Raw genomic sequence first — 14,399 nt, 5'->3', positions numbered from 1 at the left:
ACTTTCTAGTCTAAATATAAAATAACCTATATAAACTAAGGAGGAATTTAGAATGGCTAAAGCTAAATTCGAACGTTCTAAACCCCATGTTAACATCGGTACAATCGGCCACGTTGACCATGGTAAAACTACATTAACTGCTGCGATCACTACAGTTCTTGCAAAAGCTGGTGGTGCTGAAGCACGCGGATACGATCAAATCGACGCTGCTCCAGAAGAAAGAGAGCGCGGAATCACAATCTCAACTGCACACGTTGAGTACGAAACTGAAACTCGTCACTATGCACACGTTGACTGCCCAGGTCATGCTGACTATGTTAAAAACATGATCACTGGTGCTGCTCAAATGGACGGCGGTATCTTAGTAGTATCTGCTGCTGATGGTCCAATGCCTCAAACACGTGAGCACATCCTTCTTTCTCGTCAAGTAGGTGTTCCTTACATCGTTGTATTCTTAAACAAATGCGACATGGTAGACGACGAAGAATTATTAGAATTAGTAGAAATGGAAGTTCGCGACCTATTATCTGAATACGGATTCCCAGGCGACGACATTCCTGTAATCAAAGGTTCTGCTCTTAAAGCTCTTCAAGGAGAAGCTGATTGGGAAGCAAAAATCATTGAATTAATGACTGAAGTTGATGCTTACATCCCAACTCCAGAGCGTGAAACTGACAAACCATTCTTAATGCCTATCGAGGATGTATTCTCTATCACAGGTCGTGGTACAGTTGCAACTGGTCGTGTAGAGCGCGGAATCGTTAAAGTTGGTGACGTAGTAGAAATTATCGGTCTTGCTGAAGAGAATGCTTCTACAACTGTAACTGGTGTAGAAATGTTCCGTAAACTTCTTGACCAAGCTCAAGCTGGAGACAACATCGGTGCTCTTCTTCGTGGGGTTGCTCGTGAAGACATCCAACGTGGACAAGTTCTTGCTAAAACTGGCTCTGTAAAAGCACACGCTAAATTCAAAGCTGAAGTTTTCGTATTATCTAAAGAAGAAGGTGGACGTCATACTCCATTCTTCGCTAACTACCGTCCTCAGTTCTACTTCCGTACAACTGACGTAACTGGTATCATCCAATTACCAGAAGGTACTGAAATGGTAATGCCTGGTGACAACATCGAAATGACTATCGAACTTATCGCTCCAATCGCTATCGAAGAGGGAACTAAATTCTCTATTCGTGAAGGTGGACGTACAGTAGGTTACGGTGTAGTTGCTACAATCGTTGCTGAGTAATCTTTAAATAGATTATTAAAAACTCAAGGGATTCTCCCTTGAGTTTTTTTATTGCTTATTAATATAGAAGAAAGAGACGTATTTTTTGTTTTTGAATGAGTTTCTTCTATAGTATATAAAAATGAATATAACATCCAAAAACTGTAAGTGGAATAAGAACAGATGAAAACTTGAAATTCTTTAAAGTGCCATGTATAATAGCAAAAGTAGAGAAAAGCAGATGCAAACAAAAAGATGCTTGCATCTAGACGAATAACATTGTATAATAGACAATGTTGGTCTTTGACTGCGATGAAGTGGAAGGTTGCTGACACACCCGGCCGCTTTGCCATGGCATGGTGTGGGGAAATTTCCATGGAGAAGGTCTATTTTAGAAATAGGCGAACGAAGGAGGGAAAATAATGGCAAAAGAAAAAATTCGTATCCGTTTAAAAGCTTATGATCACCGTATTCTTGATCAATCAGCTGAGAAAATTGTAGAAACAGCTAAGCGTTCTGGGGCAACAGTTTCTGGTCCGATCCCATTACCAACTGAGAAGACTATTTACACAATTCTTCGTGCTGTTCATAAGTACAAAGATTCTCGTGAGCAATTCGAAATGCGCACACACAAACGTTTAATCGATATCGTGAGTCCTACTCCACAAACAGTAGATTCATTAATGCGTTTAGACTTACCGTCTGGTGTAGATATCGAAATCAAACTATAAATTATATAACTTAAAAATGTAGGAGGTGTAACTCATGACCAAAGGAATCTTAGGAAGAAAGATCGGTATGACTCAAGTATTTGCTGAGAATGGTGAGTTAATCCCAGTAACGGTAATCGCTGCTAATCCAAACGTTGTTCTTCAAAAGAAAACAACTGAAACTGATGGCTACAACGCAATCCAGTTAGGATTTGAAGATAAACGTGAAAAGTTAACTAACAAACCTGAACAAGGCCACACTGCTAAAGCATCTACAACTCCTAAGCGCTTCATTCGCGAAATCCGCGATGCAGACGTGGACGGATTAGAGGTTGGTCAAGAGGTAAAAGTTGAAGTTTTCGCTGCAGGTGAAATCGTTGACGTAACAGGAATTTCTAAAGGTAAAGGTTTCCAAGGTGTTATCAAACGCCACGGACAATCTCGCGGACCTATGTCTCATGGTTCTCGCTATCACCGTCGTCCAGGTTCAATGGGCCCAGTTGCTCCGAACCGTGTATTCAAAGGTAAAAAACTTGCTGGACGTATGGGTGGAGACCAAGTTACTATCCAAAACTTAGAAATCGTTCAAGTTGACACTGAGCGCAACTTATTACTAGTAAAAGGTAACGTTCCAGGTGCTAAGAAATCTCTTGTAGTTGTTCAAGGCGCTGTGAAGGTTAGCAAATAATTCACAATAGGAAGGAGGAATTCCAATGCCAAAAGTTACTGTATATAACCAAACTGGTTCACAGGTTGGTGAAATCGAATTAGCTGAAGCTATTTTCGGTATCGAACCAAATGAAGCTGTACTTTTCGAAGCTGTAATGATGCAACGTGCGTCTTTACGTCAAGGTACACACAAAGTAAAAACTCGCTCTGAAGTTCGCGGTGGTGGTCGTAAACCATGGCGTCAAAAAGGAACTGGACGTGCTCGTCAAGGTTCTATCCGCTCTCCTCAATGGCGTGGTGGTGGTACGGTATTCGGACCTACACCAAGAAGCTATGCGTACAAACTTCCTAAGAAAGTTCGTCGTTTAGCGATCAAATCTGCATTAGCTACTAAAGTAGTTGAGAACAACATTGTAGTTCTTGAAGACCTAGTGTTAAATGCACCAAAAACAAAAGACATGGTAGCAGTACTTAAAGGATTAACTGTTGAGAAGAAAGCTCTTATCGTAACTGCTGATGCAAACGAATCTGTAGAGTTATCTGCTCGCAATATCCCTGGAGTAACAGTAATCACTGCTGATGGCGTAAATGTGCTAGATGTGCTTCATCATGATAAGCTAATCATGACAAAAGCGGCAGTGGAAAAAGTAGAGGAGGTGCTTGCATAATGAGAGATCCTCGTGATATCATTAAGCGCCCAGTTATCACTGAACGTTCTATGGAAATGATGGCTGAAAAAAAATACACGTTCGACGTGGACGTTAAATCTAATAAAACAGAGGTTAAAGACGCTATCGAAGCGATCTTTGGTGTTAATGTAGACAAAGTAAACATCATGAACTACAAGCCGAAAGCAAAACGTGTTGGTCGTCACGCTGGTTTTACTAGCCGTCGTCGTAAAGCAATCGTTAAGCTAACTGCTGACAGCAAAGAAATCGAAATCTTCCAAGGCGTTTAATTCTTACTAAAGAAGGAGGGAAATTGAGATGGGAATTAAAAAGTATAATCCAACTACTAACGGTCGTCGTAACATGACTACGAATGATTTCGCTGAAATCACGACTGACAGACCGGAAAAGTCTTTACTTGCTCCTTTAAGCAAAAAGGCTGGTCGTAATAACCAAGGTAAAATTACTGTACGTCATCAAGGTGGCGGACATAAGCGTCAATACCGTATCATCGACTTTAAGCGTAACAAAGATGGAATTCCAGGACGCGTTGCTACGATCGAATACGATCCAAACCGCTCTGCGAATATCGCATTAATTAACTACGTTGACGGTGAAAAACGTTACATTCTTGCTCCTAAAACTTTAGAAGTAGGTATGGAAGTTATGTCTGGCCCTGAAGCTGACATTAAAATCGGTAACGCATTACCATTAATCAACATTCCAGTAGGTACTGTTGTTCATAACATCGAGCTTAAGCCTGGTCGTGGCGGACAATTAGTTCGTTCTGCTGGTACATCTGCTCAAGTACTTGGTAAAGAAGGAAAATACGTACTTGTACGTTTAACTTCTGGTGAAGTACGTCTTGTATTATCTGCTTGTCGCGCTTCAATCGGTCAAGTTGGTAACGAACAACACGAACTTATCAAAATCGGTAAAGCAGGTCGCTCTCGCTGGTTAGGTAAGCGCCCAACGGTTCGTGGTTCTGTAATGAACCCGGTTGATCACCCACACGGTGGTGGTGAAGGACGCTCTCCAATCGGACGTAAGTCTCCAATGTCTCCATGGGGTAAACCAACTCTTGGATTCAAGACTCGTAAGAAAAACAAAGCGTCTGATAAATTTATCGTTCGTCGTCGTAAAAAATAATGGGATTGTAGTACGGTTCGCTTCAAGAACCGTACGCCAATCACGAAGGGAGGCACCAAAATGGCTCGTAGCTTAAAAAAAGGACCATTTGTCGATGATCACTTAATGAGCAAAATGGAAAAATTAGTTGCATCTGAGCAAAAACAAGTTGTTAAAACTTGGTCTCGCCGTTCAACTATCTTCCCTCAGTTCATCGGACACACAATCGCTGTATATGATGGTCGTAAACACGTACCTGTGTACATCACTGAGGATATGGTTGGCCATAAGTTAGGTGAATTCGCACCAACTCGTACGTATAAAGGTCACCTTGCTGACGATAAGAAAACTAGAAGATAATGAGAGGAGGCACTTCAATGCAAGCTAAAGCAGTAGCGAGAACAGTTCGTATTGCTCCTCGTAAAGTTCGTTTAGTAGTAGACTTAATCCGAGGTAAGCAAGTGGGTGAAGCGATTGCTATCCTTAACCACACACCAAAAACTGCTTCTCCAGTTGTAGAAAAAGTTTTAAAATCTGCAATCGCAAATGCAGAGCACAATTATGAGATGGACATTAACAACCTAGTTGTTGAAAAAGTCTTCGTTGACGAAGGTCCAACGTTGAAACGTTTCCGTCCACGTGCAATGGGTCGTGCAAGCCAAATTAACAAACGCACAAGCCACATCACAATTGTGGTATCAGAAAAGAAGGAGGGATAATCGATGGGTCAGAAGGTTAATCCAATTGGTCTTCGTGTCGGTGTTATCCGTGACTGGGAATCTCGTTGGTTCGCTGAGAAAGATTACGCTACATTATTACATGAAGACATCAAAATCCGTGAGTACATTACTGTACGCTTAAAAGATTCTGCTGTTGCTAAAGTAGAAATCGAACGTGCAGCAAATCGTGTAAATGTTACAATTCACACTGCAAAACCTGGTATGGTAATTGGTAAAGGTGGTACTGAAGTTGAAGCACTTCGTAAAGCACTTAACCAATTAACAGGCAAGCGTGTACACATTAACATTTTAGAAGTTAAGAGAGCTGATCTTAACGCTAAATTAGTAGGCGAAAACATCGCTCGTCAATTAGAAAACCGTGTATCATTCCGTCGTGCACAAAAGCAAGTTATTCAACGTGCTATGCGTGCAGGTGCTAAAGGTATTAAAACACAGGTTTCTGGTCGTCTTGGCGGAGCTGATATCGCTCGTGCAGAATCTTACAGTGAAGGAACTGTTCCACTTCATACACTTCGCGCTGATATTGACTATGCAGCAGTTGAAGCTGATACAACATACGGTAAATTAGGCGTAAAAGTATGGATCTACCGTGGAGAAGTCCTTCCTACAAAAAAGAAAGCTTCTGAGGAAGGAGGAAAATAATATGTTAATGCCAAAACGCGTAAAATATCGTAGAGAGCATCGTGGTAAAATGCGTGGTCGTGCAAAAGGTGGAACTGAAATTGCTTTCGGTGAATTCGGTTTACAAGCACAAGCTGCTTCATGGATTACAAACCGTCAAATCGAAGCTGCTCGTCGTGCAATGACTCGTTACATGAAACGTGGCGGTAAAGTATGGATTAAAATTTTCCCTTCTAAACCTTACACTGCAAAACCTCTAGAAGTACGTATGGGTTCCGGTAAAGGGGCACCAGAAGGCTGGGTAGCAGTAGTAAAACCTGGGAAAATTATGTTCGAAATCGCGGGTGTATCTGAAGAGGTAGCACGCGAAGCATTACGTCTTGCAGCTCACAAGTTACCTGTGAAATGTAAATTCGTAAAACGTGAAGAAAATGGTGGTGAATCTAATGAAAACTAATGATATTCGTGAACTAACCACTGCCGAAATCGAAACAAAAGTTAAAGCTTTAAAGGAAGAATTATTCAATCTTCGCTTCCAACTTGCTACAGGACAATTAGAGAATCCAACTCGCATCCGTGAAGTGCGTAAAGCGATTGCTCGTATGAAAACTGTAGTTCGTGAAAGAGAGATCGGAATTAATCGATAAATTGAGGGGAGGTTTGCATAGTGAGCGAACGTAACCAACGCAAAGTTTATACTGGTCGTGTTGTGTCTGATAAAATGGACAAAACGATTACAGTTTTAGTTGAAACTTACAAAACTCATTCCTTGTACGGAAAACGTGTTAAGTATTCTAAAAAGTACAAAGCCCATGATGAGCAAAACCAAGCGAAACTTGGCGATATCGTTAAAATCATGGAAACTCGCCCGCTTTCTGCTACTAAGCGTTTCCGTTTAGTTGAAATCGTTGAAGAAGCGGTTATTATCTAAATAGACGAATCGGAATTTTTAGTCCGAAGGGAGGTTTCATAACATGATCCAACAAGAATCTCGTTTGAAAGTTGCTGACAACTCTGGTGCACGTGAACTTTTAACAATTAAAGTATTAGGCGGCTCTGGTCGTAAATATGCTAACATTGGTGATATTATCGTTGCTACGGTAAAACAAGCAACACCAGGTGGCGTTGTTAAAAAAGGTGACGTTGTTAAAGCAGTAGTAGTACGTACGAAGAGCGGAGCTCGTCGTCCGGACGGTTCTTATATCAAATTTGATGAAAACGCAGCGGTTATCATTAAAGACGATAAGAGCCCACGTGGTACTCGTATCTTCGGACCAGTAGCTCGTGAATTACGTGATAGCAACTTCATGAAGATCGTTTCTTTAGCTCCAGAAGTTCTATAATTTAAGGTATTGCCTTGCTAAGGAGGTGCAGAATTAAGATGCATGTAAAAAAAGGTGATAAAGTACAGGTAATCACTGGAAAAGACAAAGGAAAACAAGGCGTTATCCTTGTGGCTTTCCCAAAGCAAAACCGTGTTATCGTTGAGGGTGTTAACATCGTTAAAAAACACTCTAAGCCATCTCAATTAAATCCACAAGGTGGAATTATTACTAAAGAAGCACCTATTCACGTTTCTAACGTTATGATTTTAGATCCGAAAACAGGTGAACCTACTCGCGTAGGCTTCAAAGTAGAAGATGGTAAAAAAGTTCGTGTTGCAAAAAAATCTGGTGAATTATTAGATAAATAATTTTCTTAAGAAAGGAGGTCACTTCATTGAATCGCCTTAAAGAGAAGTTCCAAAAGGAAATTACTCCTGCTCTAGTGAGCAAGTTTAACTATAAATCTGTGATGGAAGTACCGAAAATCGAAAAGATCGTAATCAACACTGGTGTTGGTGACGCGGTATCTAACTCAAAAGCTTTAGACAATGCAGTAGAAGAATTAACACAAATCGCAGGTCAAAAACCTGTTGTAACTCGTGCTAAAAAATCAATCGCTGGTTTCCGTCTTCGTGAAGGTATGCCAATCGGTGCGAAAGTAACTTTACGCGGCGAGCAAATGTATGAGTTCTTCGACAAATTAGTATCGGTTTCTTTACCACGTGTACGTGATTTCCGTGGTGTTTCTAAGAAATCATTCGATGGTCGTGGGAACTACACATTAGGTGTTAAAGAGCAACTTATTTTCCCTGAGATTGATTATGATAAAGTAAGCAAAGTCCGCGGTATGGACATCGTAATCGTTACTACAGCGAAAACTGATGAAGAAGCTCGTGAACTTTTAACACAATTCGGTATGCCATTCCAAAAATAATGGAAGCCAACGCTAAGTAGAGGAGGCGAAAACGTGGCTAAAAAATCTATGATAGCGAAACAAAAGCGTACTCCTAAGTTTAAAGTACAAGAGTATACACGTTGCGAACGCTGCGGTCGTCCGCATTCTGTATACCGCAAATTTAAGCTTTGCCGTATTTGTTTCCGTGAACTTGCATATAAAGGTCAAATTCCTGGTGTTAAAAAAGCTAGTTGGTAAAACCCACAAATGGGAAGGAGGTAAAACACATGGTGATGACAGATCCAATTGCAGACATGCTTACTCGCATCCGTAATGCGAACATGGTACGTCATGAGAAATTAGAGGTTCCTGCTTCTAAAATCAAAAAAGAGATCGCTGAACTTTTAAAACGTGAAGGTTTCATTCGTGATGTAGAATACATTGGGGATAACAAACAAGGTATCCTTCGTATTTTCCTGAAATATGGTGCAAACAATGAACGTGTAATCACTGGATTAAAACGTATCAGTAAACCTGGCTTACGCGTTTACGCAAAAGCTGATGAAGTACCACGTGTACTTAACGGATTAGGTATCGCTCTTGTTTCTACATCTAAGGGAGTAATGACAGACAAAGACGCTCGTCAATTACAAACTGGTGGAGAAGTAGTAGCATACGTTTGGTAATATATATTTAAAACGAACGGAGGTGTGACCACATGTCTCGTATTGGTAAAAAGATTCTTGAAATCCCTGCAGGTGTTACTATTACAATTGCAGAAGACAATACTGTAACAGTAAAAGGCCCTAAAGGTGAATTAACTCGTACATTCAATGCTGATATGTCTATCAAAATTGAAGAAAATACACTAACAGTTGAGCGTCCATCTGAACAGAAGGAACACCGTGCATTACACGGTACAACTCGTGCTTTAATCGGAAACATGGTTGAAGGTGTAACTGCAGGTTTCGCACGCGGACTTGAATTAGTCGGTGTTGGTTACCGTGCTCAAAAACAAGGAGATAAACTTGTTTTAAGCGTAGGTTATTCTCATCCAGTAGAAATGACTCCGGAAGCAGGTCTTGAAGTTGAAGTACCTGCACCAACTAAAATCGTAATCAAAGGTATCGACAAGCAACGTGTTGGCGAATTTGCTGCTAACATCCGTGCTGTACGTGCTCCTGAGCCATATAAAGGTAAAGGTATTCGTTACGAAGGCGAAGTTGTTCGTCGTAAAGAAGGTAAAACTGCTAAGTAAACCCGTTAGGTGAAAGAAAGGAGTGACAAGAATGATCACTAAAGCTGCTAAAAATGCGACTCGTAAGAAAAGACATGCACGTGTACGTGCTAAACTTACTGGTACTGCAGAACGTCCACGTTTAAACGTGTACCGTTCTAACCAACATATTTACGCTCAAGTTATTGATGATGTAAATGGTGTAACATTAGTAAGTGCATCTACTCTTGATAAAGACCTTGCTCTTAACGGTACTAGCAATATTGAAGCTGCTACGAAAGTTGGAGAATCAGTTGCTAAGCGTGCTGTAGAGAAAGGCGTTAAAGAAGTAGTATTCGATCGCGGTGGTTACTTATACCATGGCCGTGTTAAAGCTCTAGCTGAAGCTGCTCGTGAGGCTGGATTACAATTTTAATGGTCAAAGGAGGGAAAATTGATGCATCGCATTGACCCAAGTAAATTAGAACTTGAAGAACGTGTAGTTACGATAAATCGTGTCGCGAAAGTTGTTAAGGGTGGTCGTCGTTTCCGCTTTGCTGCACTAGTTGTAGTTGGCGATAAAAACGGTCATGTTGGATTCGGTACTGGTAAAGCACAAGAGGTACCAGACGCAATTCGCAAAGCTATCGAAGACGCTAAGAAAAACCTAATCGCTGTACCATTAGTTGGTACAACAATTCCACACACAATCAACGGTCATTTTGGAGCTGGTGAAGTATTCTTAAAACCTGCTGCTGAGGGTACTGGTGTTATTGCTGGTGGACCTGTTCGTGCGGTACTTGAATTAGCTGGTGTACAAGATATTCTTTCGAAATCTCTTGGTTCTAACACACCAATCAACATGATTCGCGCTACTGTGAACGGATTAAGCGAACTTAAGCGCGCTGAAGATGTTGCAAAATTACGCGGTAAATCTGTAGAAGAGCTACTAGGTTAAGGAGGGAAAACAAATGGCGAAAAAGTTAGAAATTACCCTCACTCGTAGTGTAATTGGTCGTCCACAAGATCAACGTGCGACGGTAGAAGCTTTAGGTCTTAAAAAGTTGAATTCAACTGTAGTTAAGGAAGAAACTCCTGCTATTCTTGGTATGATCAACAAAGTTTCTCACCTTATAACTGTAAAAGAAGCTTAAGGATAACTCATTAATATAAGGAGGTGCCTGGGAATGAAACTTCATGAATTAAAACCTGCAGAAGGTTCTCGTAAAGTACGTAACCGTGTCGGTCGTGGTATCGGTTCTGGTAACGGTAAAACTGCTGGTAAAGGTCATAAAGGACAAAACGCACGTTCTGGTGGCGGTGTTCGTCTTGGCTTCGAAGGTGGTCAAACTCCATTATTCCGTCGTTTACCAAAACGCGGCTTCACAAACATTAACCGTAAAGAGTTTACTATTGTAAACTTATCAACGTTAAATCGTTTTGAAGATGGTACAGAAGTAACACCTGAATTATTGCTGGAAACTGGCGTTATCAGCAAGTTAAACGACGGTGTTAAAATTCTTGCAAGCGGAGCAGTAGAGAAAAAATTAACTGTTAAAGCGCACAAGTTCTCTTCAAGTGCTAAAGAAGCAATTGAAGCAGCTGGCGGATCAGTTGAGGTGATCTAATGTTTCGTACAATCTCCAACTTTATGCGCGTTGCTGAGATAAGACGTAAAATATTATTCACTTTAGCGATGTTAGTCGTATTCAGGATTGGCACGTTTATCCCAGTGCCATTTACAAATGGAGACGTACTGAAAGCACAAGATCAATTAAATGCCTTAGGTATCCTAAATACATTTGGCGGTGGCGCCTTGAAAAACTTCTCCATCTTCGCGATGGGAATCATGCCGTATATTACAGCATCCATCATCGTGCAATTATTGCAGATGGATGTTGTTCCTAAATTTTCGGAATGGTCGAAGCAAGGTGAAATGGGCCGTCGTAAACTAACGCAATTTACGCGTTACTTTACAATTGTTCTTGCGTTTATTCAGGGGTTTGGTATGTCAATCGGTTTTAATGGTATGGTAGGTGGGCAATTAATTTTGAATCCTGGTTGGAGCACTTATTTATACATTGCTACGGTACTGACTGCTGGTACTGCATTTTTAATGTGGTTAGGTGAACAGATTACAGCTAAAGGTGTAGGTAATGGTATTTCCATCCTTATCTTTGGCGGTATTGCCGCAGCGATCCCAAGTGTTATATCTCAAGTGTATCAACAACAGTTTCAAAATATCGGAGATCAATTGTTCATGAGTATCGTTAAAGTTGCATTGATCTTACTAGCTGTGCTAGCAGTTATTGTTGGTGTTATTTTCATTCAACAGGCTGTTAGAAAGATCCCAATTCAATATGCGAAGCGTGTAACAGGAGGGAATGGGAATCATGCTGGAGCACAAAACACACATTTACCGCTTAAGGTAAATAGTGCGGGTGTTATTCCGGTCATTTTTGCTGTTTCATTCTTAATTACGCCTCCAACTATTGCACAGTTCTTCCCGAATCATGATGTATCGCAGTGGATCATTGCTAACTTTAACTATTCTCACCCAGTGGGAATGATCATATATGTTGCGCTCATTGTAGCCTTCACATATTTCTATGCGTTTGTTCAGGTTAATCCAGAGCAAATGTCAGAGAATCTAAATAAGCAAGGTGGATATGTTCCAGGTATTCGTCCGGGTAAGAATACGGAACAATATCTAACAAAAATCTTGTATCGTTTGACCTTTGTAGGATCAATTTTCCTAGCAGCGATTGCAATCTTACCAGTTATCTTTACGAAGCTGGGAAATCTTCCTCCATCTGCACAGATTGGTGGAACGAGTATGTTAATCGTTGTCGGCGTTGCTTTAGAAACAATGAAGCAGCTAGAAAGCCAACTGGTAAAACGCCATTACAAAGGGTTTATCAAGCAGTGAGTAAGTGGGAAGAATTGTCTTCCCTACATGCTCATGTACTCTGAGGGGGAACAAGGATGAACTTAATTTTAATGGGGCTTCCTGGTGCTGGTAAAGGTACACAAGCCGAACAGATTGTTGCCAAGTATAACATCCCTCACATTTCAACAGGAGATATGTTCCGTGCAGCTATGAAGGCTGAAACTGAAATGGGTTTACAAGCAAAATCTTTTATTGATAAAGGTGCACTTGTTCCAGATGAAGTTACAATCGGAATCGTTCGTGAACGTTTAAGTCAAGAAGACTGCGTAAGAGGTTTCTTATTAGATGGTTTCCCACGAACTGTTGCACAAGCATCAGCTCTTGAAGAGATTATGAAAGAGCTTGGCAAAAAAATCGACTATGTTTTAAACATTAATGTGGATTCAGGGTTATTATTAAAACGCCTTACAGGCCGTCGCATTTGTAAAGAGTGCGGTGCGACTTACCACTTAGAATTCAATCCACCAGCGAAAGCTGATGTGTGCGATAAATGTGGTGGCGATTTATACCAACGCTCTGATGACAATGAAGAAACTGTAGCAAATCGTTTAGATGTAAATATTAAGCAAACAAAACCTTTGCTTGATTTCTACGAGGAGCTTGGTTACTTACAAAGCATTAATGGTGAGCAAGATATCAATAAAGTATTTGCTGATATCGATGTTCTCATTGGAGGCTTAGCGTAATGATCATCTGCAAAACTCCTCGCGAGATAGAAATCATGCGAGAAGCTGGCAGGATCGTTGCTTTAACTCATCAAGAGTTGAAACAGCATATTACTCCAGGAATTACAACGAAAGAGCTCGATCAAATAGCGGAAAAGACGATTCAAAAATATGGTGCTACGCCATCTTTTAAAGGATACAACGGATTTCCGGGGAGCATATGTGCTTCTGTAAATGAAGAGCTTGTACACGGAATTCCAGGGAAGCGAAAGCTCCAAGAGGGCGATATCATCAGTATCGATATTGGTGCGAAATACAATGGGTACCATGGAGATTCTGCATGGACGTATCCGGTTGGAAACATTTCTGAATCTGTTCAAAAGCTACTTGATGTCACAGAAAAATCGTTGTATCTTGGTCTAGAACAAGTAAAACCAGGCGAAAGATTATCAAATATCTCACATGCGGTTCAAACCCATGCTGAAGAGAATGGATTCTCGATCGTTAGGGAGTATGTTGGTCACGGAATCGGGCAAGACTTACATGAGGACCCTCAAATCCCGCACTATGGTCCACCAAATAGAGGCCCTAGATTAAAGCCGGGAATGGTCATCTGTGTTGAGCCGATGGTGAATCAAGGAAGACGATATGTAAAAACACTATCTGATGACTGGACAGTGGTAACGGTAGATGGTAAATGGTGTGCACATTTTGAGCACACGATTGCTCTTACAGAAGCAGGATACGAAATCCTTACCACTTTATAAGTAGCTGGCTCTCCGGGATTTCAGAGCAGTGTAAAATGTTACTGATTTGAAGAAGGGAGAACTATTGAATGGCTAAAGATGATGTAATTGAAGTCGAAGGTACCGTTCTTGAAACGTTGCCAAATGCTATGTTCAAAGTAGAATTAGAGAATGGGCATGTCGTATTGGCTCACGTTTCTGGTAAAATCCGTATGAACTTCATTCGTATTTTACCAGGAGACAAAGTTACGGTAGAATTATCTCCGTACGATTTAAATCGTGGTCGTATTACGTACCGTTTTAAATAATATAGCACTCCGTAATCTTTAAGGAGGTTCGAGACATGAAAGTAAGACCGTCAGTTAAACCAATCTGCGAAAAGTGTAAAGTTATTCGTAGACGTGGAAAAGTAATGGTTATTTGTGAAAACCCTAAACATAAACAAAAACAAGGTTAATCAGAAGGAGGTGCATTCAGAATGGCACGTATCGCAGGTGTAGATATTCCTCGAGACAAACGCGTTGTTATTTCTTTAACTTACGTATTCGGCATTGGTCGCACAACTGCTGAAAAAATTCTTACTGAAGCTGGTATTTCTTCAGAAACACGAGTTCGTGATTTAACGGAAGACGAACTAGGACGTATCCGTGATGTTATCGATCGTATTAAAGTTGAGGGAGACCTTCGTCGTGAAGTATCTCTTAACATTAAACGTCTAATGGAGATCGGTTCTTACCGTGGTCTTCGTCACCGTCGTGGTTTACCAGTTCGTGGTCAAAACTCTAAAAACAATGCTCGTACACGTAAAGGTCCACGTCGTACAGTAGCAAATAAAAAGAAATAA

General features: G+C 40.8%; 28 protein-coding genes. All 28 read left to right on the top strand.

The annotated features are described in order from the left end of the window. The first annotated feature begins 52 nt into the window (after positions 1-52). On the top strand, positions 53-1,243 hold the full coding sequence (gene tuf, locus SJY24_RS29905) for an elongation factor Tu (RefSeq protein ID WP_001029616.1): 1,191 nt from the start codon (positions 53-55) through the stop codon (positions 1,241-1,243). Positions 1,244-1,644: 401 nt separating this feature from the next. Then, positions 1,645-1,953 carry a 30S ribosomal protein S10 gene (gene rpsJ, locus SJY24_RS29900; protein WP_001040595.1) on the top strand — a complete coding sequence of 103 codons (309 nt, stop codon included), beginning with the start codon at positions 1,645-1,647 and terminating at the stop codon, positions 1,951-1,953. 34 nt (positions 1,954-1,987) lie between these two features. Next, positions 1,988-2,620 (top strand): 50S ribosomal protein L3, encoded by a 633-nt coding sequence (gene rplC / locus SJY24_RS29895; RefSeq protein ID WP_000160209.1) that lies wholly within the window; start codon positions 1,988-1,990, stop codon positions 2,618-2,620. A 25-nt stretch (positions 2,621-2,645) separates the two neighbouring features. Next, positions 2,646-3,269, top strand: coding sequence for a 50S ribosomal protein L4 (gene rplD / locus SJY24_RS29890; protein WP_001127261.1), 624 nt, complete (start codon positions 2,646-2,648; stop codon positions 3,267-3,269). Then, positions 3,269-3,559, top strand: a complete 291-nt coding sequence (rplW, locus tag SJY24_RS29885) for a 50S ribosomal protein L23 (protein WP_001205557.1) — start codon at positions 3,269-3,271, stop codon at positions 3,557-3,559. The genes rplD and rplW overlap by 1 nt, the downstream gene beginning before the upstream one ends. 28 nt (positions 3,560-3,587) lie before the next feature. Continuing rightward, positions 3,588-4,418 carry a 50S ribosomal protein L2 gene (gene rplB, locus SJY24_RS29880; RefSeq protein ID WP_000511584.1) on the top strand — a complete coding sequence of 277 codons (831 nt, stop codon included), beginning with the start codon at positions 3,588-3,590 and terminating at the stop codon, positions 4,416-4,418. Between the two features lie 60 nt (positions 4,419-4,478). Next, positions 4,479-4,757, top strand: coding sequence for a 30S ribosomal protein S19 (rpsS, locus tag SJY24_RS29875; RefSeq protein WP_000124454.1), 279 nt, complete (start codon positions 4,479-4,481; stop codon positions 4,755-4,757). Between the two features lie 17 nt (positions 4,758-4,774). Beyond that, the gene (rplV, locus tag SJY24_RS29870; protein ID WP_100062071.1) at positions 4,775-5,116 is read left to right on the top strand and encodes a 50S ribosomal protein L22; all 342 of its coding nucleotides are present in this window, start codon (positions 4,775-4,777) and stop codon (positions 5,114-5,116) included. A gap of 3 nt (positions 5,117-5,119) precedes the next feature. After that, positions 5,120-5,779: a 30S ribosomal protein S3 gene (rpsC, locus tag SJY24_RS29865; RefSeq protein WP_000529958.1), complete on the top strand. Its 660-nt coding sequence runs from the start codon at positions 5,120-5,122 to the stop codon at positions 5,777-5,779. 1 nt (position 5,780) lies between these two features. Further along, on the top strand, positions 5,781-6,215 hold the full coding sequence (gene rplP / locus SJY24_RS29860) for a 50S ribosomal protein L16 (protein ID WP_000928969.1): 435 nt from the start codon (positions 5,781-5,783) through the stop codon (positions 6,213-6,215). Then, positions 6,205-6,405 (top strand): 50S ribosomal protein L29, encoded by a 201-nt coding sequence (gene rpmC, locus SJY24_RS29855; protein WP_000855718.1) that lies wholly within the window; start codon positions 6,205-6,207, stop codon positions 6,403-6,405. The genes rplP and rpmC overlap by 11 nt, the downstream gene beginning before the upstream one ends. Before the next feature lie 20 nt (positions 6,406-6,425). Then, a complete protein-coding gene (gene rpsQ, locus SJY24_RS29850; protein ID WP_000004106.1) occupies positions 6,426-6,689 on the top strand; it encodes a 30S ribosomal protein S17 in 264 nt (87 codons plus the stop codon). 43 nt (positions 6,690-6,732) lie between these two features. Further along, a complete protein-coding gene (gene rplN, locus SJY24_RS29845) occupies positions 6,733-7,101 on the top strand; it encodes a 50S ribosomal protein L14 (RefSeq protein WP_000615912.1) in 369 nt (122 codons plus the stop codon). A gap of 38 nt (positions 7,102-7,139) precedes the next feature. Continuing rightward, a complete protein-coding gene (gene rplX, locus SJY24_RS29840) occupies positions 7,140-7,451 on the top strand; it encodes a 50S ribosomal protein L24 (RefSeq protein ID WP_377867194.1) in 312 nt (103 codons plus the stop codon). A gap of 26 nt (positions 7,452-7,477) precedes the next feature. Then, complete coding sequence (gene rplE / locus SJY24_RS29835; RefSeq protein ID WP_001080829.1) at positions 7,478-8,017, top strand: 50S ribosomal protein L5; 540 nt, start codon at positions 7,478-7,480, stop codon at positions 8,015-8,017. A 33-nt stretch (positions 8,018-8,050) separates the two neighbouring features. Further along, complete coding sequence (rpsN, locus tag SJY24_RS29830; protein ID WP_001085700.1) at positions 8,051-8,236, top strand: 30S ribosomal protein S14; 186 nt, start codon at positions 8,051-8,053, stop codon at positions 8,234-8,236. Between the two features lie 29 nt (positions 8,237-8,265). Continuing rightward, positions 8,266-8,664: a 30S ribosomal protein S8 gene (gene rpsH / locus SJY24_RS29825; protein WP_002009764.1), complete on the top strand. Its 399-nt coding sequence runs from the start codon at positions 8,266-8,268 to the stop codon at positions 8,662-8,664. Positions 8,665-8,696: 32 nt separating this feature from the next. Then, on the top strand, positions 8,697-9,236 hold the full coding sequence (gene rplF / locus SJY24_RS29820) for a 50S ribosomal protein L6 (protein ID WP_002115328.1): 540 nt from the start codon (positions 8,697-8,699) through the stop codon (positions 9,234-9,236). Between the two features lie 31 nt (positions 9,237-9,267). Next, positions 9,268-9,630, top strand: a complete 363-nt coding sequence (gene rplR, locus SJY24_RS29815; protein WP_100062073.1) for a 50S ribosomal protein L18 — start codon at positions 9,268-9,270, stop codon at positions 9,628-9,630. Between the two features lie 21 nt (positions 9,631-9,651). Beyond that, positions 9,652-10,152 carry a 30S ribosomal protein S5 gene (gene rpsE, locus SJY24_RS29810; RefSeq protein ID WP_000554646.1) on the top strand — a complete coding sequence of 167 codons (501 nt, stop codon included), beginning with the start codon at positions 9,652-9,654 and terminating at the stop codon, positions 10,150-10,152. A 13-nt stretch (positions 10,153-10,165) separates the two neighbouring features. Further along, positions 10,166-10,348 carry a 50S ribosomal protein L30 gene (gene rpmD, locus SJY24_RS29805; protein WP_001085231.1) on the top strand — a complete coding sequence of 61 codons (183 nt, stop codon included), beginning with the start codon at positions 10,166-10,168 and terminating at the stop codon, positions 10,346-10,348. 33 nt (positions 10,349-10,381) lie between these two features. Further along, positions 10,382-10,822 carry a 50S ribosomal protein L15 gene (rplO, locus tag SJY24_RS29800; RefSeq protein ID WP_000766083.1) on the top strand — a complete coding sequence of 147 codons (441 nt, stop codon included), beginning with the start codon at positions 10,382-10,384 and terminating at the stop codon, positions 10,820-10,822. Then, complete coding sequence (gene secY, locus SJY24_RS29795; RefSeq protein WP_000490151.1) at positions 10,822-12,123, top strand: preprotein translocase subunit SecY; 1,302 nt, start codon at positions 10,822-10,824, stop codon at positions 12,121-12,123. The genes rplO and secY overlap by 1 nt, the downstream gene beginning before the upstream one ends. A 56-nt stretch (positions 12,124-12,179) precedes the next feature. Beyond that, complete coding sequence (locus SJY24_RS29790; RefSeq protein ID WP_377867193.1) at positions 12,180-12,830, top strand: adenylate kinase; 651 nt, start codon at positions 12,180-12,182, stop codon at positions 12,828-12,830. Next, positions 12,830-13,576, top strand: a complete 747-nt coding sequence (gene map, locus SJY24_RS29785; protein ID WP_377867192.1) for a type I methionyl aminopeptidase — start codon at positions 12,830-12,832, stop codon at positions 13,574-13,576. Before SJY24_RS29790 ends, map begins: the two co-directional genes overlap by 1 nt. A 68-nt stretch (positions 13,577-13,644) precedes the next feature. Further along, positions 13,645-13,863 (top strand): translation initiation factor IF-1, encoded by a 219-nt coding sequence (gene infA, locus SJY24_RS29780; RefSeq protein ID WP_001029884.1) that lies wholly within the window; start codon positions 13,645-13,647, stop codon positions 13,861-13,863. Positions 13,864-13,898: 35 nt separating this feature from the next. Then, positions 13,899-14,012, top strand: a complete 114-nt coding sequence (gene rpmJ / locus SJY24_RS29775; protein WP_000868344.1) for a 50S ribosomal protein L36 — start codon at positions 13,899-13,901, stop codon at positions 14,010-14,012. A 21-nt stretch (positions 14,013-14,033) separates the two neighbouring features. Next, entirely contained in the window at positions 14,034-14,399 is a 366-nt protein-coding gene (rpsM, locus tag SJY24_RS29770) for a 30S ribosomal protein S13 (RefSeq protein WP_000090792.1), read from the top strand.

The sequence above is a fragment of the Bacillus sp. R86525 genome, from assembly GCF_042466195.1.
GTDB lineage: Bacteria > Bacillota > Bacilli > Bacillales > Bacillaceae_G > Bacillus_A > Bacillus_A nitratireducens.
Note: the sequence above shows the minus strand (reverse complement) of the source record. Positions and strands in the feature narration are given on the sequence as shown.

Bases quoted from the DNA above. Each gene is read 5' to 3' on its own strand.
- rplP (WP_000928969.1), top strand. From the start codon at position 5,781: ATGTTAATGCCAAAACGCGTAAAATATCGTAGAGAGCATCGTGGTAAA.
- rpsS (WP_000124454.1), top strand. From the start codon at position 4,479: ATGGCTCGTAGCTTAAAAAAAGGACCATTTGTCGATGATCACTTAATG.
- rpsE (WP_000554646.1), top strand. From the start codon at position 9,652: ATGCATCGCATTGACCCAAGTAAATTAGAACTTGAAGAACGTGTAGTT.
- rplV (WP_100062071.1), top strand. From the start codon at position 4,775: ATGCAAGCTAAAGCAGTAGCGAGAACAGTTCGTATTGCTCCTCGTAAA.
- SJY24_RS29790 (WP_377867193.1), top strand. From the start codon at position 12,180: ATGAACTTAATTTTAATGGGGCTTCCTGGTGCTGGTAAAGGTACACAA.
- rplR (WP_100062073.1), top strand. From the start codon at position 9,268: ATGATCACTAAAGCTGCTAAAAATGCGACTCGTAAGAAAAGACATGCA.
- rpsH (WP_002009764.1), top strand. From the start codon at position 8,266: ATGGTGATGACAGATCCAATTGCAGACATGCTTACTCGCATCCGTAAT.
- tuf (WP_001029616.1), top strand. From the start codon at position 53: ATGGCTAAAGCTAAATTCGAACGTTCTAAACCCCATGTTAACATCGGT.
- rplX (WP_377867194.1), top strand. From the start codon at position 7,140: ATGCATGTAAAAAAAGGTGATAAAGTACAGGTAATCACTGGAAAAGAC.
- rpmC (WP_000855718.1), top strand. From the start codon at position 6,205: ATGAAAACTAATGATATTCGTGAACTAACCACTGCCGAAATCGAAACA.
- secY (WP_000490151.1), top strand. From the start codon at position 10,822: ATGTTTCGTACAATCTCCAACTTTATGCGCGTTGCTGAGATAAGACGT.
- rpsM (WP_000090792.1), top strand. From the start codon at position 14,034: ATGGCACGTATCGCAGGTGTAGATATTCCTCGAGACAAACGCGTTGTT.
- rplD (WP_001127261.1), top strand. From the start codon at position 2,646: ATGCCAAAAGTTACTGTATATAACCAAACTGGTTCACAGGTTGGTGAA.
- rplO (WP_000766083.1), top strand. From the start codon at position 10,382: ATGAAACTTCATGAATTAAAACCTGCAGAAGGTTCTCGTAAAGTACGT.
- rpsJ (WP_001040595.1), top strand. From the start codon at position 1,645: ATGGCAAAAGAAAAAATTCGTATCCGTTTAAAAGCTTATGATCACCGT.
- rplC (WP_000160209.1), top strand. From the start codon at position 1,988: ATGACCAAAGGAATCTTAGGAAGAAAGATCGGTATGACTCAAGTATTT.
- rplW (WP_001205557.1), top strand. From the start codon at position 3,269: ATGAGAGATCCTCGTGATATCATTAAGCGCCCAGTTATCACTGAACGT.
- rplB (WP_000511584.1), top strand. From the start codon at position 3,588: ATGGGAATTAAAAAGTATAATCCAACTACTAACGGTCGTCGTAACATG.
- rplN (WP_000615912.1), top strand. From the start codon at position 6,733: ATGATCCAACAAGAATCTCGTTTGAAAGTTGCTGACAACTCTGGTGCA.
- infA (WP_001029884.1), top strand. From the start codon at position 13,645: ATGGCTAAAGATGATGTAATTGAAGTCGAAGGTACCGTTCTTGAAACG.
- rplF (WP_002115328.1), top strand. From the start codon at position 8,697: ATGTCTCGTATTGGTAAAAAGATTCTTGAAATCCCTGCAGGTGTTACT.
- rpsC (WP_000529958.1), top strand. From the start codon at position 5,120: ATGGGTCAGAAGGTTAATCCAATTGGTCTTCGTGTCGGTGTTATCCGT.
- rpmD (WP_001085231.1), top strand. From the start codon at position 10,166: ATGGCGAAAAAGTTAGAAATTACCCTCACTCGTAGTGTAATTGGTCGT.
- map (WP_377867192.1), top strand. From the start codon at position 12,830: ATGATCATCTGCAAAACTCCTCGCGAGATAGAAATCATGCGAGAAGCT.
- rpmJ (WP_000868344.1), top strand. From the start codon at position 13,899: ATGAAAGTAAGACCGTCAGTTAAACCAATCTGCGAAAAGTGTAAAGTT.